The sequence below is a fragment of the Amylolactobacillus amylotrophicus DSM 20534 genome (genome assembly GCF_001434555.1).
GTDB lineage: Bacteria > Bacillota > Bacilli > Lactobacillales > Lactobacillaceae > Amylolactobacillus > Amylolactobacillus amylophilus.
The window spans coordinates 396,152-418,240 of sequence record NZ_AZCV01000001.1 but is presented as its reverse complement, the minus strand read 5'-3'; the positions used below and the strand labels follow the sequence as shown (position 1 = coordinate 418,240).

Here is a 22,089-nt window from a genome sequence, read left to right as displayed (position 1 = left end):
CTCCCGGGGGTGTTTTGGAATTCGACAGGCGTAGATTTGCGCTAATCGCGCTTCGTAGGTCGCGTCTACGTTAAAACGCTCAGTTAATCATAACTGCAAACAATGATAATTCATACGCATTAGCTGCTTAATAACCAGTTAGCGTGATCCAATCTGGCTTGCCCGGCGCTAGAATTGGGTCTCAAAAATACGGGCTACGGTCGTCTCTTTCCACCTGCAAGAACGAACAGAGATCATCAGGTTAGTGCGAGCAGGGGAGCCCTGTTATACGGCGGACTGCTCGTGCGAAATTCTAAATAGTATAACTATGAGTGTAGAAGTTAGCGACAAAATGCGTTTGGACAGGGGTTCGAACCCCCTCACCTCCATTATCGAGAGTGTAGATGTTGTTGAATCAATGTCTACACTCTTTTTTGTTTGTGAAAGACGCGCATCATGTTGTTAGATTACTTCCGATGTTTTACCACTACTGTCAGCGTTTTAGCAGCGACAATAATAAGTATAAAGTATTTACAAATTGGTATGTTATATATATACTATAGGTATAGAAAAGAGAAATTTATTAATGCCGATGAAACCCGACAAGCTCGAGAAAATTGTCTTAAGACAAGGTTTTAAATTAGTTCCGGGGAAGGGGAAAGGAAGTCACAGAAGATATAAGCATCCTGACGGACGTACAACCGAAATAAATTTCCATTCAAGGGAGATTAAGAAAGGTACACAAGATAAGATATTTAAGCAGATTGGGCTTAAATAACATCGTGTTTGGGTATATGTTTGTTAGAAAGGACATAAAATATACAATGAAAAATAAAATATTGGTTTATCCAACTATTTTTGCTGAATTTCATGATGATGGAGACTATTTTACAGTAACCAGCCCTAATATTGAGGGAATGATTACACAAGGCGATACTAGAGAAGATGCAGTCATTGAGGCAGTTGATGCAATTGCAACAATGATTGATGGAGAGGATTATCCTAAACCGATGGATCCCTCATCTTGGCGACTTAAATCTAATGAGTCGATTGTTTATATTTCAGTAGATATGAAGCAATGGTACTTAGAAAAAGAAAAACGGTTAAAGACAAAGACGGTCAAAAGAACTATCACAATACCCGAGTATCTAGATAATTTAGCTAGGGAAAGAAAAGTAAACGTTTCTGGACTTGTGAGAAAGGCGTTGGAAAAAGAGTTAATCTAGTGTTGATCAGGGTCAATAAGTAATAGTTAACATCGACTGCACAAGTTCTATGAAAAGACTTTTTGGCTATTTCCCACATCATTGTTGGTGTGGGGAATTTTTTTGCAATCGCCGCCACCATAATAAAAAACCAGCCACCATTTACTGGCAGCTGGTTCAAACTTAAGATTAGGTTGTTACTGGGGCATGATGGTCGTGATAATTCCGCCGGCGACGACGAGTACGAGTCCCACCAGTGTGAAGATAAGCTCTCGCTTCGACTTTTCTTCCTTCAGAACGTAAACGCCGAGCAATGTTGCAAGCACAACATTCATTTGTGAAATTGTGAAGCCAGTGGCGATGCCGTTTGCTTTGGCAGAGAGCAGGTAACCAAAGGCGGCAATGCCGAACAGAATCCCACTAAGCACGTTTGAATATGTGTTCTTATCAAAGAGAGGTTTTAACTTTAGATTACTTGGTAACAGGCTGAATAATAATGCTGCCCCAACCATCCCGATGGTCTGTGGTAGGAATGCTTCCTTACCATTTAGATCGCCAAGAGTAGGGAAGACTGAGTAGCCCACGTAGCCGAAAATTTGGAATACAAAGATTAAGACAACCTTCTTCACATCGACTTTTTTGTCAGTGTGCACAATCTTCTTATCAGAGATGGTCGTCAAATAAACGCCGACAATGATGATGAGAATTGCTAAGAAGCCGATCAACTTGGTCTGAGTCTTTGGCCATTCGCCGAACAACACGATCCCAGCTAACGAAGTACCGATAATTTGGAGACCGGTCGAGATGGGCATTGCACCTGAGACGCCGATTTCCGTGAAGGCCTCGAATTGTAACATCTGGGCGAAGGCCCAAGAAGCACCACTGAGAATTCCATATAACAAGGCGTGGCTCGATAGGCCTGGGCTCGTAATGAAGAAAATCACAATTGAAACAAGGAATGCACCCATTGTCGTTCCAAGGATTTGGTTGATTGGCTTACCGCCTGCTTTCACATTTGTGATAGGCATGATTCCCCAGAAAATAGCAGGGATAAAAGCAATTAATATATTCATTTTTCACCTCAAAAAATTTCCGATAGAAAAGATTGTACACTAAATGAAAACGCTCCGCAAGAAAATCATTTCGAGGTACCATTTAAAAGCTGAAACCGATATAATGAAAAACGAGGTGAATAATAGATGGAACCAATTTTTTTAGCACCATATTTTCAGAAGAAGATTTGGGGTGGGCGCAAGCTTGAAACCCAATTTAACTATGATATTCCTGCTGGTGATATCGGTGAGGCGTGGGTAATCTCGGCACATCCCCATGGCCCAAGCACGATTTTAAATGGTGCATTGAAAGGGAAGACCCTAGATGTAGCCTACAAGGAGAATCCTGAGTATTTCGGTAACCCGAAGGAGCCAGTATTCCCGCTATTAACGAAGATTCTAGACGCGAACGACAGCTTATCGGTTCAGGTACATCCTGACAACGAGTATGCCCGAATTCATGAGGGCGAGCTCGGCAAGACCGAATGCTGGTACGTGTTGAGTGCAGAGCCGGGCTCATACCTAATCTACGGCCATCATGCGAAGACTAAAGCAGAGCTCAAGGAGATGATTGAATCTGGTGATTGGGACCATTTGTTAAGAAAAGTTCCCGTGAAGAAAGGTGACTTTTTCTACGTTCCAAGTGGCACCATTCACGCCTTAACTAAGGGAATCGTTGTGCTCGAGAGTCAACAATCAAGCGACACGACTTATCGGCTATATGACTATGACCGGGTTGACGCCGTCACCGGTGAGAAGCGGGAACTGCACTTACAGCAATCGATTGATACAACGACTGTACCAGCGACGGATCCGAAGCTAAACATCGTGACTACTACTCAAGGTGAATCTAAGGTGACCGAATATCTGCAGCCCCCCGTCTCACCATTCTTCTATGTTGATAAGCTGGACGTGGTCGATGAGCTGCAGCTGAGCCGAGGAGAACACCCTTATGTGCTCGTTTCGATTATTGATGGCGCCGGCCAATTAGTGGTCGACGGCCAGCAGTTTGGGCTCAAGAAGGGAACGAACTTCATCATTCCTAACCAAGTGCACGATTACACGCTCACTGGTCAGATGGCCGCCATTCTTTCTGCCCCAGTGGAGAATTAATTTTGGTAAAAATTTACTAATCAAGTATACTGATTTAAAGAGAACAAGGACCGACTTGCGATGCCGGAACACAATTCTTTAGTGCATCAGTGTACTTTTTTTGTTGGCGCGATTAATGCTTTGAGCTAGATAGGAACGAGTAATGAGAATATTAATGGTTGAAGACGACAATTCGGTGGCCACAATGATGGAGATGTTCTTTCAGAAGGAGCAGTGGCAGTTAGATGTAGCAGCAGATGGCCAACAGGCAATCGACATGTTCAAGACGAAGCAGGACGAATACGACATGATTACGCTCGACCTCAATTTGCCCGGGAAGGATGGGATGCAGGTGGCGCGGGAGATTAGAGCCGTCTCTAAGGCCATTCCCATCATCATGCTTACGGCCAGAGACTCGGAGTCGGATCAGGTACTTGGCCTAGAGCTTGGTGCAGACGACTACGTCACAAAGCCCTTCAGTCCGATGACCTTGATTGCCCGCATCAAGGCTTTGCACCGGCGCGCAGAATTGACCGAAACCGAGACACAAGAACAAGAAACGAGTGGTGAATACGATGTGCAGACAAACCACCTGAAGATTAGCCAAAGACTCCGGGAAGTCTTGTTCGACGACCAGGTCGTTGAAGGACTGACGCCAAAGGAGTTCGATCTGCTGCTAACGATGTCCCAAAAGCCAAAGCAAGTCTTCTCGCGCGATAAGCTCTTAGAGCTAGTCTGGGGTTACCAATACTTTGGCGAGGAGCGCACGGTTGACGCCCATATTAAGAAGCTCCGGCAGAAGCTCGAGAAGGTTGGGCCCCAGGTCATTCAGACGGTGTGGGGAATCGGTTATAAATTTGACGATACGGAAGTTTAGTAGATGAAATTAATCTATCAACAGATGCTGGCTTTTTTCTTTATTATCATCACCAGTGCGGCGATCATTGGCTATTCGGTCCTGAGTTTCGCCAGTGAGCAGGCGTATGATTCGACTTTTGCCAGACTCGAGGGTTACGCCGATTCACTCGGTGAGCTCGCTTTAGCGAGTGACGGTCAGCTTGATGCGCACTTCTTAGATGAGCTGCAAATCGTGATGAAGAACGACGATGTTAGTCTGCGTGTCTTCGATGGTGATAATAACCAAATCTATCCGGCCTCAAAAACGAATTGGCAGTTACCGAAGAACATCTGGAATACACTGCAATCTGGCCGCAGCATCCACATCAAGAACGACCACCAGAACGAGCACAGCCTCCGGGTCTCAAACAAGGAGGCCTATTCTGGTGTGATGGTTCCTTGGCGTCACGGTGACTCGTTGATTGGCGTCGTTTGGCTTGGTGCGAAGGTAACGAACATCGAGGCACCGGTCAACATGGCGAAGAATAATCTGGCTACGGCGCTATTGATTACAATGATTGTTGGGCTTATTTTGAGCTACTTCCTGGCCTACTTCACGGTCAACCGGATTAATCGCTTGAGTAGGGCAACGAAGAAGGTTGCGAGCGGGGACTTTGATGTCCAGTTGGCTCATAAGGATCGCGATGAGATTGACGAGTTGGCGACGGACTTTAACTCAATGGTGCAGTCGCTGCGTAAGTCGAACGAGGAGATTGCACGCCAGGAGGAGCGGCGCAACCAGTTTATGGCGGATGCTGCCCACGAGATGCGGACGCCATTGACGACGTTGAATGGCATTCTGGAAGGCCTGCAGTATGATGCTATTCCCGAGGAATCTAAGGGCAAAAGCATTGAACTGATGCGTAACGAGACCAATCGGTTGATTCGACTCGTGAATGAGAATCTGGACTACGAAAAGATTCGCAACAACCAGATTCTGCTGTTCAAGACGGAGTTCGACAGTGTACCGGTGACCCACGATATTCTCACCCAATTGCGGCAAAAGGCGCAGGAAACCGGCAATGAATTGGTTTATGAGGGTAGTGAATCAGCTAATGTGTTCGCTGACAAAGATCGCTTCACACAGATCATGTTTAATTTGATTCAAAATGGCCTCCAGTTCACGCAAAACGGGCAGGTACGTGTGGGTGTAAAACGAGCTGAGGAGCAGCATGCGACGATTTTCACCGTGGCTGACAACGGCATTGGGATGGATAAATCTCAGATGCACTTTATCTTCGACCGGTTCTATAAGGCGGATCCGAGCAGGAAGAAGGCTGGTACGGGAGAGTCTGGCCTTGGCTTGTCGATCGTTTCCTCGCTCGTACAACAGCATGGCGGTAAGATTGATGTCCAGAGCAAAGTAGGTGAGGGCACAACCTTCACGGTCACCCTCTACGACGACGGCTTTCAACAATATGTTGACGCAACGACGGGTAACCAACAAAAGTAGTCCTCATTTCTGAAAGACAAGTAAATAGCCCGGTACAAGAACCAATTTGGTCCTGTGCCGGGCTATCTTTATATGGTTAAGATAGTTAATCAAAAACGTGTGCCAAAAGACTGAGAATTCCGTTTAACTTCTACCAGTTGAAATCCTAAAAACCAAGATTTGTAACTGGTATTTGTTAATCCTCGTTCTCAATGCGTCTTTTGTCACACTCTACTTGTCCTCGACCTTCGTGGTCGCCGTCTCTGGCAGTGTGTCGATATAATCCTGATGATCCTTTAACTCAGGCGCATCGGTCTTGTAGTCGCCCGTGGTTGAGCCCTTTTTCTTCGAATAAATACTAGTCGAGAGGCTGCCTAACTCCTTCCGAATCTTGACCATCTGCTGATATTGATTCCGGTAGTCGAAAGCTGTGGGGTCGGTCGGGATGAATCCAGCCGGCGTATACAGCTTCAGTAAGTTCTTGTTATTCAGCATATCCGAATAACCAAGTGTTTGCTGAACGTACTTCTGTTTGGCGTTAATCTCGGTTCTTTGTTCCTGCGTCAAGCTTGTCAGCTTGCTGCCGGTGCTGTTCTCGAACACCTCACCGCTAGCGCCGGTGCCACGGACCACGGTGTATTTCGGTGTGACGAAGTCCTGGTTACGAAAGGCGACGGTTTCGTTATGCGCAGTAGACAAGAGGTCCGTGCCAAACAAAGCAAACTTCTTGGAGTCGACACCAACGAGGTGCAACAGAGTGGGCAGCACATCAATTTCACCGCCGTAGGTGGTGTTCGTTCCACCCTTCAAACCAGGCATATGCATGATTAGGGGTACACGCTGCATCTGGGCTGTATCGAAGTCGGTCCACGTGGTCGGATCCTTGCCAAGCAATGGCGCTACCACCAGGTTGTCCGGGTTCGAGAGGCCGTAATGGTCCCCGTAAAGGAGAACTAATGAGTTATCATACAGGCCACTCTTCTTCAAGTAGTCGAAGAACTCGCGCAGTGCCTCGTCCAGGTAGTGGGCGGTCACAAAGTACTTGTTGACCGTCTCACTCTTGGTATCAGATGTCTGGAAGTCTGAATTCTGTTCATCTAGGGGATACGGGGTGTGGTTGGTCACGGTCAAGAACTTGGTGTAGAACGGTTGTTGCATCTGTTCCAAGTACTTCACGCTCTCGGAGAAGAGTAACTTATCCTTCAGTCCATAGCCGATGGTGTTATCCGTATCGGCGGAGAAGTAGCTGGAGTCGAAGAAGTAGTTGTAGCCAAAGTTCTTATAGACGACGTTTCTGTTCCAGAAGGTACCCGCATTCCCGTGGAAAACCGCGGAGGTATAGCCGCCGTTTTGGCGGAGGATGGCTGGAGCAGCTTGGAACGTGTTATCGCTCCCGAGTGTGGTGAGTACTGACCCATCTGAGAGGCCAAAGGCCCCGGTTTCAAGCATTGTTTCGGCGTCGCTTGTCCGGCCCAAGCCGACCTGATGGAAGAAGTTGCTGAAACTGAGGGTGTTGTTATCCTTCACTAGTGAATTGAGGAACGGCGTCACCTCTCGTCCGTTTAGCTTGAAGTTTAATAAGAACTGTTGGAAACTCTCGAGGTGAATCACGATGATGTTCTTCCCTTTAGCAGCGCCAAAGTAGGTGGGATTTGGCTTAGCATAGTTGTTCTTCGTGAAAGCAAGAATGTCGTTGATGTCGCTAGAATTGGCCGATGTTTTGGCGTTGTTGGTGTTCATTGTTTTCACCGCGTCTGAGAGCAAAAAGGTGTTGACCCCAAGGTACTTCACGCCGTAAGTTCTGTCATAGGTATTGACGAAAATCCGGGGGCGCGCCGTCTCGGCTAGAGTGATGTTCACTGCGAGGATGAGAAAGCCAAGACTCGTGATGGCAAAGGGTTTCATGATGCCGTACGATTTCTGATCAATCTTAATTTTCTTCATGAAGAGTAGGACGATAATTACGATGATATCGAGCCAAATTAGGACGTCCGTGATGTGCACGAGGGAGAGGGCACTCATGCCGAGCCCCTTTGAGACCTTGCTTGAACTGAGCATCGTGTTGAAAGTCACGAAGTCACTAAATTGGCGGTTGTAAATCACGTTGCTATACAGCAGGATGGTGCTCACAATATCCAGTACCAGGATGATGATGTAGGACAGGATGGGCCGCGCCAAATAAAGCCCGAGGCTCAGGATAATGAGCGTCATGCCAATGGGGCTGAGCCACATGATGAAATGTTGGTATGGGTCTGAAAATTTGAGATTAAAGTCGACGTAGCCGACAAAGATGGTCTTGGCCCAGTAGGCTGCCAACAGAAGCGTCAGGAAACCGGGGCGCGTATTAATGAAATTAATTATTTTTCGTTTCACGTTTTTCTCCTCAATCATGAATCATTTTAAAGGTTATTCGGGTCCGTGGCAATTTTGTGGTGAAATTTGACCAATAATTAAGATTCTGAGGTGTGTTCATTTGCGATAATTTAGCTTACACTAGTAGAAGAAAAAGAGGGAGTACGGCAGGATGATTTTCTTACAACCATTTTACCAATTCGTGGTGACACACTATAGCAACTCTATCAACCATTTCCCGTTGGTGAAGCTGGTCTTCTTTAGTGTGGACAAGACACTGTTCTACTTCTTGATATTCGCCGTGATTCGCCTCATCTGGCTGCTGGCGGTTAAGGAACGCAGAAAGATTTGGTCGGAACTTGCCGTTTGGCTATTTGTGTTCTATATAATGCTGCTCCTTGCGCTCACCGTCTTTCGGGGAACGTATTTCCCGTGGCAATTGCGCTTCTACTTCGACCGGCCGCTGACACAGATTAACTTTAACTTCTTGAGTGAGACGCTGAAACTAACAAGGGGAGCCTCGCTGCTCGACTTCATTTACAACTTATTTGGGAACATCTTCTGGTTTGTACCATTTGGCTTTTTGTTCCCACAGGTATTCAGGTGGTTCAACCGGGCGTGGCGAACGATTCTGGCAGGCGGATTATTCTCACTATTGATTGAGAGTCTCCAACTTGTCCTCTACACGGGTGTGAGTGATTTAGACGACGTGTTTTTTAATTTAATTGGAACATTGATAGGATACGTCTTGTTTGCGCTTACAGTGAAAAAGCGCAGTAACTTAAGCTAGAAAAGACTTTTTAATGTGTTACAATACCAGAGGTATATTATTTAATATAGGAGGACATTTAAATGTCATTTATACACGGTACAGAAATGTTTCAAGCTGCTCGTAAGGGTGGTTATGCTGTCGGTGCGTTCAACACTAATAACCTCGAATGGACTCGCGCAATTCTTGCTGCAGGTCAGAACACAAACACACCTATCTTGATTCAAACATCAATGGGTGCTGCTAAGTACATGGGTGGCTACAAGTTAGTACGCAATCTTGTTGCTGATACAATCGATTCAATGGGCATCACAGTGCCTGTTGTAATGCACTTGGACCACGGTAACTACGAAGCTGCTAAGGAAGCTATCGCTGCTGGTTACTCATCAGTTATGTTCGATGGCCATGACTTACCATTTGAAGAGAACCTAGAGAAGACTAAGGAAATCGTTGCACTTGCCCATGAACACGGCATCAGCGTTGAAGCTGAAGTTGGTTCAATCGGTGGTGAAGAAGACGGTATCATTGGTGCCGGTGAATTAGCAGACGTTGAAGAAGTTAAGACTTTGAACGCTGCTGGTCCTGACTTCTTGGCTGTTGGTATTGGTAACATCCATGGTGTATATCCAGAAGGCTGGAAGGGCTTGAACTTCGAAAGACTTGGCGAAATCGCTGCAGCTGTTGACACACCACTTGTATTGCACGGTGGTTCAGGTATCCCTAAGGAACAAATCCAAAAGGCTATCAGCATGGGTATTGCTAAGGTTAACGTTAACACTGAACAACAAATTGCTTGGGCAAAGGCTGTTCGTGCATACGTTGAAGCTGGTAAAGATCTTGAAGGTAAGGGCTTTGACCCTCGTAAGATGCTTGCTGGTGGTACACAAGCTATCCAAGATACTGTTGAAGAGAGAATCGACTGGTTCGGTACTAAGAAGATCAACGGTTAATAACTATTAGTTGTGAACTACACCGGGAATGAACGAGCAGTTAACGATGTCGTCGATGTGCGTAGCACAGAAAGCGACAAGTCAAGGTGATCTCATTGTTGTAGTGAACACGATTACACTAAATTATACGGAAGCATCCACGATTGTGGATGCTTTTTTAATTTGAACAACATAGATACTAATTAAGAGACAACTAGTCTATAGTGTAGGATGACAGAGTAAGTCAGGAGGTGTGTCAAAATGAATTCAAATACGGATTGGATTAAAGAATACACTAATTGGCTATATTCACAGTATAAACGTTCTGAAATATCTGATATTACGGAAATTACGACTCCATTCACGAATTCAATCGGTGATAACTTTCGTCTTTACATTAAGGAAAATAAAGAAAAAATAACTATCTCTGACGATGGTAATACGATTAACGACTTGGCTATGTTGGGCGTGGATTTAACAACCAAGACTCGCAGTCATTATATTGATTCTGTCTTACAGCAATATGGTGTTGACATGTTTGAAGAGGTTATTAAAGTTACGGTGTCAAAAGATAGGTTTCCAATAATTAAACAAAACATTCTTCAAGCGATACTTAAAATAGATGACCTGTACAGCACAAGACATGAGAATCTAAAGATTTTTTTTCTTGATGATATTATTAACTACTTTGATAGTAATGATTATGGTGGCTTTGCTGGTCACCCATTAATCGGTGAAACAGGTAATAGTTATAAGGTTAATTATGCAATTCCTGGTACTAGTAAGCGGCCACTACAATTAATTAATATTTATAATTCAATTGACTTTTCCAAGGTTGCCATAAATCTCATTCAGTTTGAGGATATTCGTCAGTCACCTGAAATTGGTAAAAAAGAAATTTATTGGTATATAGTTTATAACGAAGAAGAAAGAAAGCCAGACGATAATTCCCTAAATATCTCAAAGAAATCTGGTATGAAATTACTTTCAAAAAATAATATAGTAGAAATCAGAAGTGATGTTACTAGCAAATTTCTTTAGAATTTTTTGGCCCAAATTCCCCAAAATATAGACTAAGTACAAAGAAAGAGCCGCGATTTTTCGCGACTCTTTTATTCTGCCAGGATGGTCTTGGCAACCAGTTGAACTAAATTTGATCTCCCTAACTTGTTAGGGTGAATGTTATCGTCGTAGAACCAATTTGTTTGGCCCTCACAATAATTATGCCAATCGATGATCGTCAGGTTAGGATATTGCTGTGCTGCTGTCGTGAGCTCCTGATTAACGCTCGTTTCCCAGTTCTTCGATGGCACGTGGGTATTGACCCAGTATACCTGGCGTTTATCTCCAAGCTGCTCCATGATACCAGCCATCATTGAATCGGTGATCGGACCATTTGTGCCCAGGCCAATTAAGACGGTGTTGGCAAGCTGGTTACTTGATTTAAGATCATCAATAATTGCGGGTGCGGCTGCTACCTGGCGGTTAACCTTTGCTCTAATAATCGCTTGAGGAAAGATTTGCTGGTAGGCTTTCTCGGCACCCTTCGTGATGGAATCACCGATAATAGAAATTTCAAGTTTCTTGGCCTTCTTGTGCTCAGACTGGGTGAAGTTTGTGTAGTTGAGTGCAGTCTGTTGTTTGAATTTAATCTCTGCTTGTTTCTGCTTATCTACTTGTGTTGACTGGGCCTGGGTCCGCGTCAGCTGCTGCTGGTATTCGAAGAGTCCGAGACCAACTCCAACTAGAACTATGATGGCGCCGACGAAGAACCAGGTTGAGATGTGTTTATGTGCTTTCATAAAAGGGCTTTCTATTGTGTAACAAAAATAAAGTAAAACTTGAAACTAACCAGCATTATAACATATCCAGCGATAAATTTTACAATTATAATTCTTAGTTCCACGAAATATGATAGAATAGTAAAAGATTGTTACCAATTTTTGGGAGGAATAATTGATGGATCAAGAACAGCTGAAACACGAACATCATAAGCACCATAAACATCATAGTAAGAAGCATCGGAATAAGGTGATTAGACGGACTGTGATTACAATCTTTCTAGTCTTACTTGTGGCAGTTGGTGGCTATGGCTTCTGGGTCTTCAACACGGCTAAGAATAAGCTGGATGATTCATACAAGTCAGCTGGCGAGAAACAGGCCGCTCGCTCAATCGTCAGCGATAAGAAGCCGTTGAATGTCTTACTGCTAGGCGTCGACACGGGTGCCTTCGGTCGTAACTACCAGGGTAGAAGTGACACGATGATCATTGCAACCGTTAATCCTGCAAAGAAGAGAACCACATTAACTAGTATCCCTCGTGATACGATGGCTGAACTCGTAGGGACCAAGACTTATGACTTCGAACGTATCAATGCTGCCTATCAGCGCGGTGGGGCACCGATGGCGTTGAAATCCATTTCCGAATTATTGAACGTTCCGCTTGAGTATTACGTGACCATCAATATGGGCGGGATGGAGAAGATTGTCGAATCCGTTGGTGGAGTTGATGTTAATGTGCCATTTACTTTTACTAGTCGCGGACAGGAATTTGTTAAAGGCCCAATGCACTTGAATGGTGAACAAGCATTGAAGTATGCCCGAATGCGTTACGAGGATCCACGTGGTGATTACGGTCGACAAGATAGGCAAAGAGATGTTATTGCGGCAGTAATCAAATCTGCAGTTACAACACGCTCGTTAACTAACTTCCAGGATATCCTAGGTTCTATTTCGAAGAACATGGTGACGAACCTGAGCTTTGACGATATGGTTGCTGTATTTACCGATTATCGGCAGTATGGTAAGACAATCAAGAACGATTATGTTCAGGGAGCAGGCGCACTTTGGGGCGACGCAATGGTGCAGATTGCATCCACGAAAGAACTCCAGCGGGTCTCTGATAATTTACGCACTGAGTCAGGGCTGGATAAAGCAACGTTAAATAATGAAACAACCTACCAGAACAAGATGAACGTCGAAAAGAATGGCTTCGTCTTTGGTAGTTCAAGCAATCAACAGGACTTTAAGGTCTTTGAGCGTTAACATAAACTACTTTACACCGGGGAGAAGAGAATGAACCAAGTAATTGGCTTTGAGGATTTATGGAAGATTGTTAAGAAGAATATTGGATTAATAGTAATCACAACTGCAATTGGCCTGCTATTGGCAGCATTTGTGAGCTACTTCGTGATGACACCGAAGTATGATGCGAATGTGGATGTGCTGGTTAACCGGAAACAAGATAAGGCAATAACCAACCAGTTAAGTGATCAACAGGCCGATGTCAACATGATTAATACTTACAAGGATATCATTACTAAGGAAGTAACGCTTGTACCCGTTCAGAAAGAACTTAAGGATAAGCTAGGTTACTCAATTAAAGTGGCAAAGTTGATGGATAACACAGCTGTGACCAACCAACAGAATTCGCAAGTCTTTTCGATTACATACACTGATACTGATGCTGCTCGGGCAAAGACCGTTGTTAATACAATTGCTAACGTCTTCAAGAGCAAGGTAAAGACAATTCTGGACATTAACAATGTTTCAATTATTGCTAAGGCACGTCAGCCAAAGGAACCAAGCTCACCCAATAAGAAGATTAACATGGCAATTGGAGTAGCGCTTGGACTATTTATTGGTCTAGGAATCGCATTACTAAGGACTGTTACCGACAAGAAGGTCAAAGACTTGGACTTCTTAACTGATGAACTTGGTTTGACGAAGCTAGGAATTGTTGGTCATACTAGAAAGACTAGTCGCCATTCAGTGAAACAACCTGTATTACAGCATAATAATATAAGTACCAGACAATTGAGACGTTCAGACAATAAGCCAGTTCAGAGGGTAAAGTAGGAGGATACGATGGCAATATTTAAGAAGAAATCAAATGGTCTTCAACCTGTTGCAGCCGCAAATTTATTCACCTTAAACAATCCGAGTGCGGTGGCTACGGAACAAATAAAGACAATTAGAACTAACATTAGCTTCTCGCAAGAGGCTCAGAATTTGCAGACCATCATGATCACCTCGACTGTGGCTAGTGAAGGTAAATCAACAATTGCTGCTAACCTGGCGGTAGAATTTGCACATGCTGGTAAGAATACTTTATTGATTGATACGGATTTGAGACGTTCGACTGTCGACCGAACTTTTGGTATGCATGGAACTACAAAGGGCTTAACGAGCTATCTGGTACACAGGTTCGAAGAATTGACAGATGTCATTCACGAGACTGAGGTGGAGAATCTTTCGGTGATTCCAAGTGGTCCGATTCCGCCAAATCCTGCTGAGTTGATTGCTAGCCAGGGCATGAAGGACGTACTCACCCAGCTCAAGGAGTCATTTGACCTAGTCATTGTTGACGCACCACCATTGTTACCAGTAACAGATGGACAAATTATGTCTAACATGGTTGACGGAGTTGTTCTGGTAGTACGGCAGAACCATACCTTGAAGGCTGGTGTAAAGGAAGCTAAGCAGACACTGGAGAATGCCAAGGCTAATATTCTTGGTGTAGTCTTCAACGATGTCGAGAGTAGCAACGATAGTGGCTACTACGGTGAAGGGCATTATGACAACAATGAACAGTAATAATCTGATTGACTTGCACTGTCACATACTACCTGGTATTGACGACGGCTCGAAAGGATTAGAGGCGTCATTAAGGCTGGCCCAAGAGGCAATTGATGATGGTGTACGCTACATTGTAGCGACCCCGCATCATTTGGACCGCCATTATATTAATCACGCAGGTGATGTGCAGGAAGCGGTAGATACTTTTCAAGCTGAACTAGATCAAAGGGGACTTGAATTGACAATTTTTGCAGGACAAGAGATTCATCTTAATGGTAATTTGGACGAGATAGTGCCAGATTTACTTGGTTTAGATGCAACTGGTAAGTATCTCTTAGTTGAGTTACCACACGAAGACGTACCTGATTATACTGAAAACCTCTTCTTTAGACTCAAGTTATTGGGCATCACACCTGTCATTGCACACCCCGAGCGTAATGCTAGGATTCAGGCAAATCCTGAGTTACTACAGGGATTCATCAATAATGGGGCACTGGGCCAAGTAACAGCGACCAGTGTTGTTGGTGATTTCGGTCGTAAGGTCAAGAAATTTAGTCGGGAACTTCTTGAAGCTGGCTTGGTGCATATCATCGCATCAGACGCACACTCCTTAAAGGGTCGTAAGTTTGTCTTACGTGAAGCGTTTGAAGAAGTCGCTAAGTGGGATTCAGAACTTGCACTGCAGTTAGAGCAAAATGCGAAGCAGATTGTTAACGGTGAAGAATTACTGAATTAAATGTAGTCTAAAAAGTCAATTATGGAATACCTAATTTAGTCTTATCGAAATTTATCTAGTGTACAATTTGCTCGGTCATATTATTAATTTAATTTATTGGCTTGAAATACGGTCGTGTAAGCATTTTCTTCATTAATACTATTATTTAATATATTGTAAATAATCGTAAGGAATTATAAAGTTAGAATATGAGTATGTAGATTATTCTAGGTTGAATAAAAATCAAAATATTGGAGGATTTGTAATGGAACAACGTGGCGGTCTAGCAACAGATGAATATTTGAAACGCCAAGATACAGATTCACAAGTGTATCGTGACAATGATAACTTATATTGGCTGAATACAGCTAAGTTAGAGTCGCAGTCAATTTATTTAATTGTAAAACGATGCTTTGATTTTATTGCTAGCTTACTGGCACTTATTTTACTCTTGCCCTTATTCTTAATTATTGCCATCATCATTAAAGTGGATGATCCAAAAGGTCCAGTTTTTTATTCTCAAATTCGATTGGGTAAGAATCAACAGAAATTTCGGATGTATAAATTTCGTTCAATGATTGTTGATGCTGACCAGAAGCTCAAGTTGCTTTTGGATAAGAACGAAGTTGATGGTCCGATGTTTAAGATGAAAGAGGATCCGAGAATTACAAAGATCGGTGAATTTATCCGTAAAACAAGTATTGACGAATTACCACAACTGTGGAATGTACTTCACGGAGATATGAGTCTTGTGGGTCCTAGACCACCGTTGGCACGTGAGGTTGAAGAATATACTGATTATGATTTACAACGTCTATTAGTTCAACCGGGTTGTACTGGATTATGGCAAGTTAGTGGTCGAAATGATGTTGGGTTCAACGAGATGGTTGATTTGGACATTAAGTATATTCGTAGTCGTAGTGTTAAGACTGATCTAAAGATTATTTTAGACACAGTGAAAATAATGGTTCACCCAAATGGGGCATACTAGTAAAAGAAAGTTGATTTTGTGGAAAAACATGTATTTATAGTCGGATCAAAGGGTATCCCGGCTAATTATGGTGGATATGAAACATTTGTCGAATATTTAACAGATAAACAAGTTGATAAGAGTATTAAGTATCATGTAGCCTGTAAAGTTACCGATAAGAACAGCATGATACCAGAACACTTCGAGCACAATGGCGCAGATTGTTTCAAAGTCTATGTGCCCAATATTGGTCCGGCGCAGGCTATTTATTATGACTTGAAAGCGCTCAAGTATTCACTTGAGTACGCTAAAAAGTATAAAATAAAAAAACCAATATTTTATATTCTTGCTGCGAGAATTGGCCCATTTATGGGTACAGTAGTTCAACAAATTCATTCAATAGGTGGCGAAGTTTTTCTTAATCCAGATGGACATGAATGGATGCGTGCTAAATGGAGTAAGCCAGTTCGTGCATATTGGAAATATTCAGAGAAACATATGGTAAAACACGCAGACTTAATCATCTGTGATAGCAAAAATATTGAAAAGTACATACAGGATACATATCCGCAGTACCAGCCAAAAACAACATTTATTGCATATGGAGCAGAAATACAGCGGTCAACTTTAGCCGACGATGATGCTAAAATTACTGATTGGTTCCATAAATTCAATATTCGCGCTAACGAGTATTATTTGATTGTTGGTCGCTTTGTCCCAGAAAATAATTATGAAACCATGATTCGGGAATTTATGACTTCAAAATCACAAAAGGACTTGGTGATCATTACTAATGTCGAACATAATCAGTTCTACGATGCGTTAAAAGCTAAGACCCACTTTGAACAGGATCAGCGCATCAAGTTCGTTGGTACGGTTTACGATCAGGACTTGTTAAGCAAGATTCGTGAAGTGGCATATGGTTATCTACACGGCCATTCGGTAGGGGGAACTAACCCATCGCTACTTGAAGCCTTAGCTAGTACTAAGTTGAATCTACTCTATGACGTCGGCTTTAATCGTGAAGTTGGTGAAGATAGTGCGTTATATTGGAATAAGAAAGCCGGTAATTTGGCAAAGCTAATTGATACTTCTGATAGACTTTCCGGTGATGAGTTAGCTGCGTTTGATCAACGTTCGATTAGACGCATTAAAGAAGCTTATAGCTGGTCATTTATTATTAATGAATATGAAAAGGAATTTTTGGACTAAATATTCAAATTAAATTAGGAGTTGCATAATGGTATTAATTGCTGCATTAAAAAAGCATGGTATAAAAAGTGTTCTCGGTGAAAAAATTAAAAGTGGAAATTTCCTTTATGATATTGGTAGTACTCTTTTGAATGGTACCGATAAGACCTCGCTTGAGCTTATTAGGCTGGGTGAGATAAATAGAATATCTCGAAAACTTAAAAAAAAATATCGTAAAGTAATTTTGAAACCACTCGAAATCGAAGTTAAAAAAGTTCCGTTGGATACTTTGCCAGTTTGGACCATGTGGCTTCAGGGTGAGGAGTCTGCCCCTGCGATTGTAAAGTCATCGTTAAGGAGTATTAAAAAAAATTATGACAATGTTACTGTAATTACTCGACAAAACTTTAATGATTTTGTGAATATTCCAAATAGTATAGTCTCAAAATGGAAATCTAATGTAATATCAGATACTCATTTTTCGGATATCATTAGAACTGAATTACTAATAAAATATGGCGGTACTTGGATTGATTCTACAGTATATGTAAACAACAAATGTGAGTGGTTTGAAAAAAAAATAAATAATTGTTCGCTTTTCTTTTTTCAGAATATGAGACCTGGATCTACGGGAAATGCTATCTTTCTTTCAAGTTGGTTTATAGTGTCTGTTCCTAATGAACCAAGTTTAATACGATTAAGGGAACTTTTGTATGAATATTGGAATGATTACGGTGTTTTGAAAGATTATTATTTATTTCATATTTTTTGGCATCTAATTTTTCAGGCCCACCCTGATGAATTGGATAAAGTTGTTAAGATATCTAATTCATTGCCACTACAGATGATGTATTTATTGAATAAAGATATATCTGATTCTGAATTTAAACAAATATTTGATGATTTTCCAATGCAAAAATTAACATATAAGCAACTTTCAGATGACTCAAATGCGGCATACCACAGATTTATAGAGGATTAGAAAATTATAGATTAACATATATACTTTTAGATGAATTAAAAAAATACATATGAGTCGGTTAAACATTGAAGGGTTGAAGAATGAAATCTGATCTTGAAAAAATACAAAGAATCGAATTAGAAGCGTTGACTACTATCATAAATATATTAGAAGAAAACAATTTAACTTATTTTTTACGGGGAGGATCGGTTATGGGTGCTGTCAAATATTCCGGTTTTATTCCTTGGGATGATGACATGGATATATCTCTTCCAAGAAGTGATTATGAAAAATTTATCTCTATCTTCTCAAAGAATTGGTCTGAAAAATTTTGGCTTGCCAGTTACCGAAATGGTGACGATATTTTTTGCTATTTTCCAAGGGTTCTTGTTAAAGAAGAATATCGATTAGACAATAATCTACCAAAAAATAATCATTTAGGTTTCTCGATTATTGATGTTTTGCCAATTGATGGGCTTCCTAGCAACGCGATTGGACGAAGATTTTATATATTACATGTTGCTATTTTACGTGCTCTTGGTGCAATTTGGACAATGGATGTCAAGGATACTGTGGTCATGCATAAACCAAGAAGGCAACGCATCTTAAAAATAATTAAAAATTTTGGTTTACAAAAGTTATTTACACAAAATGATGTTTATAAAAAGCTAGAAAAAGTATATACAAAATACCCATTCAGCTCTACATGGATTACTACTATTACTGGTTCGTCCTTCTCTAAAGAAATTTTTCCACATAAAATGTTTGGAAATGGAGTTATTAAAGAATTTGAAAACATCAAAGTTAGAATTCCCTATGATTTCGATAATTATCTAAAACATATGTATGGTGAAAATTACGCAAATGAGGAACCTGAAGTAAAAAAGTCACACCTCACAGATAAAAGAATATAGGAGTATTAATTTGGTTGTATTTGTTATTCTTCATTACTTAACACTTGAAAATACAATTTCTGAGATTGACCATATTATGTTCGATCTTTCCGGAGAAAAAAGAATTATCATTGTTGATAACGGATCACCTAATGGTTCTGGTGAAGTACTAGAAGAAAAGTATCGCAAAAACGACTTTATTGAGGTTATAATTAGTTCAGTAAATCTCGGATTTGCAAAGGGTATGAATATTGGATACCAACGTGCAAAGAAATATGATGCGGAAAATATTATTTTGTTAAATAATGATATTGAGTTTATACAGGAAAATTTTATTAGTCTAGTTAAAGAGTCTTATGCCAGACAACCATTTGCTGTTCTTGGACCTGATGTAGTTGTCCCTGAGACTCATCAGCATCAAAATCCAAAAAAAACTACTGAGTATAGTCTTGCGGAAGTACAAAATATACATGATAAAAATCAAAAAATATGGGATTTACCCGACTATTTATTCAAGTTACGAGCTAGATTGAAAAATTCAAAAATTTTAACAAAAATTTATTTAAAGATAAAAATTAAAAACGATGATCAAAGAAAATCGATAATGACAAATGTGGTTTTACATGGATCAATTTTGATTTTTTCTAGAGAATTTATTGATAAATTCAATGTACCTTTTTCTTCTCGAACTTTCTTTTATTTTGAAACTGAAATTCTTGATCGTTTAATACGTGAAAAAAAACTTATTTCAAAGTACGATCCTACTATCAAGGTCTTACACCATAAGAGTTCTTCAACAAAGAAGTCTTTTTCAAGTGAGGCTCAACAATTAAGGTTTCAGGTTAAAAACATGATTAGGTCAACCGAAGTATTTCTTGAGTTATTCGGAAAGGAGGATAAAGATGGACTTTAATAGAGAAATAGTTGCTGTTGTTGTAACTTATAATAACCGTTTTAATTATTTAGTTAAAACAGTGAAATCGCTTGTACAACAAGAAAAAATTAGTAAAGTTATTATCGTTCAAAATGGGGTTCAGTATGATTTACCATCCTTATTGAATAAATACTCTTCCGTGTCTGTCATACAAAATTCTGACAATCAAGGATCAGCAGGTGGATTCTGGTTAGGATTCAAATATGTTTCTAATGTAGAGTTTAAGAATATGAACGTCTTAGTTTTAGATGATGATAATATTCTTGACTCAGAAGCAATAAATGAGCTGGAAAAAGCTGAATCACTCCACGATTATCCAGCACATATTTGGTCACTTTTTAGGCCTAACGTACAAAGTAAAAAACAGTTTAATAAAACCTCAGAAAGAACGTATGATTCGCTGACTGATACAATTAACGGTTTTACAATTGAACATCTATTTAATAAGAATAAGGGAAATGAACCGCGAAAATATAAAGATGTGAATTGCTTAATTACTTCTCCATATTCAGGACTTTTTTTTCCTCAAGAATTACTGAAAAGTATCGATTTACCAAATAAAAACTTTTATCTTTACTCGGATGATATTGAATTTACGTTGCGTATACAACGATTTGGACATTTGATTCTTCAATACCAGTATGCTTGTGCATATGACCAAAGCGTAGCTTGGCAAACTTTAGAAGAAGATAATAGTAAAAGTAGAAAATCTTTTTATATAACTTCGGAAATATTCCGCCCATTATATACATATCGAAACGAAGTATATATAAGTTATTACATCTTAAAGAGAAATAAGTTTTTACTATCTTTGAATTATTATCTACTGCAATTGTGGATGTTAATATCTTATATGCCCAAAAACCGAACTGGTGTTAAAAAATTTATGCTATTGAGACGAGCAATGGCAGACGGGAAAAAATCAATTTTAGGAAAGTCTACTTGGATTGAAAATATAAGGGAAGCACAAAATGAACATTAAATTCATAATGAGATTTCATGATAATACACCATCGGGGGGGAGAAAGATTGTCTATGAATACATGAATTATTTAGTTAATAAAGGAAATAACATCAGTTTATGCTTTGTAGCAAATACCTCTTTTAAAACTCGAAAATATAATCATTTACTTTATATTAAGTATTATTTAGATTATTTGAAAAGAAAAAAGGGTCAATCTCAAATAGATTGGTTCAAATTAAATTCAAAAATTAAAATTGAAACTAGATTCTCTATTGATAGTAGTATAGCTGATACCGATAATCAAATTATTTTTGCATTTGACTACGGAATTGCACTTAGTATATATGACCATCTTACAAACATTAGAAATTGTGTTTACATGATTCAACATGACGAACGTGTTTATTATGACAAGAATGTCATCAGACAAGCTTGGCGTCTTCCAATGAAAAAAATTGTTATAAGCACATGGTTGTATAAACTAGTTAATTCAGTAGATCCGGGTAATGTTATTTTAGTAAAAAATTATGTTGATCTAGATACATTTTATTTAACGAAACCGATTGAACAACGAATGAAGACGGTAAGTTTGATTTCGCACCCTAATCCCTATAAAGGAACGAAGGTTGGACGAGAGGCTTTAAGCCTCGTTAAAGAACAGGTACCGGAGTTAAGAGTAATTATGTTTGGTACGCAGCCTTCACCTACCGATCTTCCAGATTATTATGAGTATTATCAAATGGCTAACGAAAGCATATTGAGGGAAAAAGTATATAATCAGTCATCAGTTTATTTATTGCCAAGTGTATTAGAGGGATGGGGACTCACGGCAACTGAGGCAATGTCCTGTGGCTGTGCACTTGTATCCACTAAGAATGGTGGTGTAGAAGATTTTGGTGTTGATAACTATAGTGCACTTTTGTGCGATGTAAACAATACTAAAGATATATCAAAAAAAATCATTAGTTTGTTAAATGATTCTTCTTTTAGAGTGAAAATAGCTAACAATGGTTTAGAAATGGTGAAATCAATGAATTTTTTGGATAGTGCTCAACTTTTTGAAAATGTACTTTACGAAATTAATCATAGTCATTAGCTTAGTTTTTTAATATACTTTTTTGAAGTTTTTAATTAGAAGGTCGTTACGATAAAACGGTGTTTGTAATTTTTTTGTAG

General features: G+C 40.4%; 22 protein-coding genes and 1 other RNA gene. 20 read left to right on the top strand and 3 right to left on the bottom strand.

What is annotated here, in order from left to right:
* The first annotated feature begins 5 nt into the window (after positions 1 to 5).
* The 3 genes from ssrA (at position 6) to FC62_RS02055 (ending at position 1,205) form a co-directional block, all read left to right on the top strand.
* Positions 6 to 371, top strand: a transfer-messenger RNA (tmRNA) gene (gene ssrA / locus FC62_RS07920).
* 194 nt (positions 372 to 565) lie between these two features.
* Positions 566 to 757 (top strand): type II toxin-antitoxin system HicA family toxin, encoded by a 192-nt coding sequence (locus FC62_RS02060; RefSeq protein WP_054746001.1) that lies wholly within the window; start codon positions 566 to 568, stop codon positions 755 to 757.
* A 46-nt stretch (positions 758 to 803) separates the two neighbouring features.
* Positions 804 to 1,205, top strand: a complete 402-nt coding sequence (locus tag FC62_RS02055; RefSeq protein WP_075362850.1) for a type II toxin-antitoxin system HicB family antitoxin — start codon at positions 804 to 806, stop codon at positions 1,203 to 1,205.
* 176 nt (positions 1,206 to 1,381) lie between these two features.
* Here FC62_RS02055 and FC62_RS02050 read toward each other — a convergent pair whose 3' ends face one another.
* Positions 1,382 to 2,257 carry a GRP family sugar transporter gene (locus FC62_RS02050; protein ID WP_056946007.1) on the bottom strand — a complete coding sequence of 292 codons (876 nt, stop codon included), beginning with the start codon at positions 2,255 to 2,257 and terminating at the stop codon, positions 1,382 to 1,384.
* Between the two features lie 126 nt (positions 2,258 to 2,383).
* Between FC62_RS02050 and manA the strand changes: the two genes are divergently transcribed.
* The 3 genes from manA to FC62_RS02035 all read left to right on the top strand — a co-directional run bounded on the left by manA (position 2,384) and on the right by FC62_RS02035 (position 5,678).
* Entirely contained in the window at positions 2,384 to 3,349 is a 966-nt protein-coding gene (gene manA / locus FC62_RS02045) for a mannose-6-phosphate isomerase, class I (RefSeq protein WP_056946008.1), read from the top strand.
* Positions 3,350 to 3,491: 142 nt separating this feature from the next.
* Positions 3,492 to 4,205 (top strand): response regulator transcription factor, encoded by a 714-nt coding sequence (locus FC62_RS02040; RefSeq protein WP_054746006.1) that lies wholly within the window; start codon positions 3,492 to 3,494, stop codon positions 4,203 to 4,205.
* 3 nt (positions 4,206 to 4,208) lie between these two features.
* Positions 4,209 to 5,678 carry a sensor histidine kinase gene (locus tag FC62_RS02035; protein ID WP_056946009.1) on the top strand — a complete coding sequence of 490 codons (1,470 nt, stop codon included), beginning with the start codon at positions 4,209 to 4,211 and terminating at the stop codon, positions 5,676 to 5,678.
* A gap of 210 nt (positions 5,679 to 5,888) precedes the next feature.
* On the opposite strand, the gene FC62_RS02030 is transcribed toward FC62_RS02035, so the two are convergent.
* Entirely contained in the window at positions 5,889 to 8,048 is a 2,160-nt protein-coding gene (locus FC62_RS02030; protein ID WP_054746007.1) for an LTA synthase family protein, read from the bottom strand.
* Positions 8,049 to 8,181: 133 nt separating this feature from the next.
* Between FC62_RS02030 and FC62_RS02025 the strand changes: the two genes are divergently transcribed.
* The 3 genes from FC62_RS02025 to FC62_RS02015 all read left to right on the top strand — a co-directional run bounded on the left by FC62_RS02025 (position 8,182) and on the right by FC62_RS02015 (position 10,748).
* A complete protein-coding gene (locus tag FC62_RS02025; RefSeq protein WP_056946010.1) occupies positions 8,182 to 8,799 on the top strand; it encodes a VanZ family protein in 618 nt (205 codons plus the stop codon).
* A 62-nt stretch (positions 8,800 to 8,861) separates the two neighbouring features.
* Complete coding sequence (gene fba, locus FC62_RS02020) at positions 8,862 to 9,728, top strand: class II fructose-1,6-bisphosphate aldolase (RefSeq protein ID WP_054746008.1); 867 nt, start codon at positions 8,862 to 8,864, stop codon at positions 9,726 to 9,728.
* A 240-nt stretch (positions 9,729 to 9,968) separates the two neighbouring features.
* Positions 9,969 to 10,748, top strand: a complete 780-nt coding sequence (locus tag FC62_RS02015) for a DUF1828 domain-containing protein (RefSeq protein ID WP_056946011.1) — start codon at positions 9,969 to 9,971, stop codon at positions 10,746 to 10,748.
* A gap of 71 nt (positions 10,749 to 10,819) precedes the next feature.
* Here FC62_RS02015 and FC62_RS02010 read toward each other — a convergent pair whose 3' ends face one another.
* Entirely contained in the window at positions 10,820 to 11,509 is a 690-nt protein-coding gene (locus FC62_RS02010) for an SGNH/GDSL hydrolase family protein (RefSeq protein WP_054746009.1), read from the bottom strand.
* Positions 11,510 to 11,666: 157 nt separating this feature from the next.
* On the opposite strand from FC62_RS02010, the gene FC62_RS02005 reads away from it, so the two are divergent.
* The 11 genes from FC62_RS02005 to FC62_RS01955 all read left to right on the top strand — a co-directional run bounded on the left by FC62_RS02005 (position 11,667) and on the right by FC62_RS01955 (position 22,009).
* A complete protein-coding gene (locus FC62_RS02005; RefSeq protein ID WP_054746010.1) occupies positions 11,667 to 12,752 on the top strand; it encodes an LCP family glycopolymer transferase in 1,086 nt (361 codons plus the stop codon).
* Between the two features lie 30 nt (positions 12,753 to 12,782).
* A complete protein-coding gene (locus tag FC62_RS02000; protein ID WP_054746011.1) occupies positions 12,783 to 13,565 on the top strand; it encodes a YveK family protein in 783 nt (260 codons plus the stop codon).
* A gap of 9 nt (positions 13,566 to 13,574) precedes the next feature.
* Positions 13,575 to 14,303 (top strand): CpsD/CapB family tyrosine-protein kinase, encoded by a 729-nt coding sequence (locus FC62_RS01995; RefSeq protein ID WP_054746012.1) that lies wholly within the window; start codon positions 13,575 to 13,577, stop codon positions 14,301 to 14,303.
* A complete protein-coding gene (locus tag FC62_RS01990; protein WP_236693757.1) occupies positions 14,284 to 15,021 on the top strand; it encodes a tyrosine-protein phosphatase in 738 nt (245 codons plus the stop codon). Before FC62_RS01995 ends, FC62_RS01990 begins: the two co-directional genes overlap by 20 nt.
* Positions 15,022 to 15,265: 244 nt before the next feature.
* On the top strand, positions 15,266 to 15,991 hold the full coding sequence (locus FC62_RS01985) for a sugar transferase (protein ID WP_083477850.1): 726 nt from the start codon (positions 15,266 to 15,268) through the stop codon (positions 15,989 to 15,991).
* A gap of 18 nt (positions 15,992 to 16,009) precedes the next feature.
* Positions 16,010 to 17,182, top strand: coding sequence for a beta 1-4 rhamnosyltransferase Cps2T (cps2T, locus tag FC62_RS01980; RefSeq protein ID WP_056946012.1), 1,173 nt, complete (start codon positions 16,010 to 16,012; stop codon positions 17,180 to 17,182).
* A 28-nt stretch (positions 17,183 to 17,210) separates the two neighbouring features.
* Complete coding sequence (locus FC62_RS01975; protein ID WP_056946013.1) at positions 17,211 to 18,143, top strand: capsular polysaccharide synthesis protein; 933 nt, start codon at positions 17,211 to 17,213, stop codon at positions 18,141 to 18,143.
* A gap of 80 nt (positions 18,144 to 18,223) precedes the next feature.
* A complete protein-coding gene (locus FC62_RS01970) occupies positions 18,224 to 19,036 on the top strand; it encodes a LicD family protein (RefSeq protein ID WP_056946014.1) in 813 nt (270 codons plus the stop codon).
* A 10-nt stretch (positions 19,037 to 19,046) separates the two neighbouring features.
* Positions 19,047 to 19,928 (top strand): glycosyltransferase, encoded by an 882-nt coding sequence (locus FC62_RS01965; protein ID WP_056946015.1) that lies wholly within the window; start codon positions 19,047 to 19,049, stop codon positions 19,926 to 19,928.
* Positions 19,918 to 20,931 carry a glycosyltransferase gene (locus FC62_RS01960; protein ID WP_056946016.1) on the top strand — a complete coding sequence of 338 codons (1,014 nt, stop codon included), beginning with the start codon at positions 19,918 to 19,920 and terminating at the stop codon, positions 20,929 to 20,931. Before FC62_RS01965 ends, FC62_RS01960 begins: the two co-directional genes overlap by 11 nt.
* Complete coding sequence (locus tag FC62_RS01955; protein ID WP_056946017.1) at positions 20,921 to 22,009, top strand: glycosyltransferase family 4 protein; 1,089 nt, start codon at positions 20,921 to 20,923, stop codon at positions 22,007 to 22,009. The genes FC62_RS01960 and FC62_RS01955 overlap by 11 nt, the downstream gene beginning before the upstream one ends.
* Positions 22,010 to 22,089 lie beyond the last annotated feature (80 nt).

Excerpts from the sequence above, each read along its gene's own strand:
- FC62_RS02060 (WP_054746001.1), top strand. The coding sequence starts at position 566 with ATGCCGATGAAACCCGACAAGCTCGAGAAAATTGTCTTAAGACAAGGT.
- FC62_RS02055 (WP_075362850.1), top strand. The coding sequence starts at position 804 with ATGAAAAATAAAATATTGGTTTATCCAACTATTTTTGCTGAATTTCAT.
- FC62_RS02050 (WP_056946007.1), bottom strand. The coding sequence starts at position 2,257 with ATGAATATATTAATTGCTTTTATCCCTGCTATTTTCTGGGGAATCATG.
- manA (WP_056946008.1), top strand. The coding sequence starts at position 2,384 with ATGGAACCAATTTTTTTAGCACCATATTTTCAGAAGAAGATTTGGGGT.
- FC62_RS02040 (WP_054746006.1), top strand. The coding sequence starts at position 3,492 with ATGAGAATATTAATGGTTGAAGACGACAATTCGGTGGCCACAATGATG.
- FC62_RS02035 (WP_056946009.1), top strand. The coding sequence starts at position 4,209 with ATGAAATTAATCTATCAACAGATGCTGGCTTTTTTCTTTATTATCATC.
- FC62_RS02030 (WP_054746007.1), bottom strand. The coding sequence starts at position 8,048 with ATGATTGAGGAGAAAAACGTGAAACGAAAAATAATTAATTTCATTAAT.
- FC62_RS02025 (WP_056946010.1), top strand. The coding sequence starts at position 8,182 with ATGATTTTCTTACAACCATTTTACCAATTCGTGGTGACACACTATAGC.
- fba (WP_054746008.1), top strand. The coding sequence starts at position 8,862 with ATGTCATTTATACACGGTACAGAAATGTTTCAAGCTGCTCGTAAGGGT.
- FC62_RS02015 (WP_056946011.1), top strand. The coding sequence starts at position 9,969 with ATGAATTCAAATACGGATTGGATTAAAGAATACACTAATTGGCTATAT.
- FC62_RS02010 (WP_054746009.1), bottom strand. The coding sequence starts at position 11,509 with ATGAAAGCACATAAACACATCTCAACCTGGTTCTTCGTCGGCGCCATC.
- FC62_RS02005 (WP_054746010.1), top strand. The coding sequence starts at position 11,667 with ATGGATCAAGAACAGCTGAAACACGAACATCATAAGCACCATAAACAT.
- FC62_RS02000 (WP_054746011.1), top strand. The coding sequence starts at position 12,783 with ATGAACCAAGTAATTGGCTTTGAGGATTTATGGAAGATTGTTAAGAAG.
- FC62_RS01995 (WP_054746012.1), top strand. The coding sequence starts at position 13,575 with ATGGCAATATTTAAGAAGAAATCAAATGGTCTTCAACCTGTTGCAGCC.
- FC62_RS01990 (WP_236693757.1), top strand. The coding sequence starts at position 14,284 with ATGACAACAATGAACAGTAATAATCTGATTGACTTGCACTGTCACATA.
- FC62_RS01985 (WP_083477850.1), top strand. The coding sequence starts at position 15,266 with ATGGAACAACGTGGCGGTCTAGCAACAGATGAATATTTGAAACGCCAA.
- FC62_RS01975 (WP_056946013.1), top strand. The coding sequence starts at position 17,211 with ATGGTATTAATTGCTGCATTAAAAAAGCATGGTATAAAAAGTGTTCTC.
- FC62_RS01970 (WP_056946014.1), top strand. The coding sequence starts at position 18,224 with ATGAAATCTGATCTTGAAAAAATACAAAGAATCGAATTAGAAGCGTTG.
- FC62_RS01960 (WP_056946016.1), top strand. The coding sequence starts at position 19,918 with ATGGACTTTAATAGAGAAATAGTTGCTGTTGTTGTAACTTATAATAAC.
- FC62_RS01955 (WP_056946017.1), top strand. The coding sequence starts at position 20,921 with ATGAACATTAAATTCATAATGAGATTTCATGATAATACACCATCGGGG.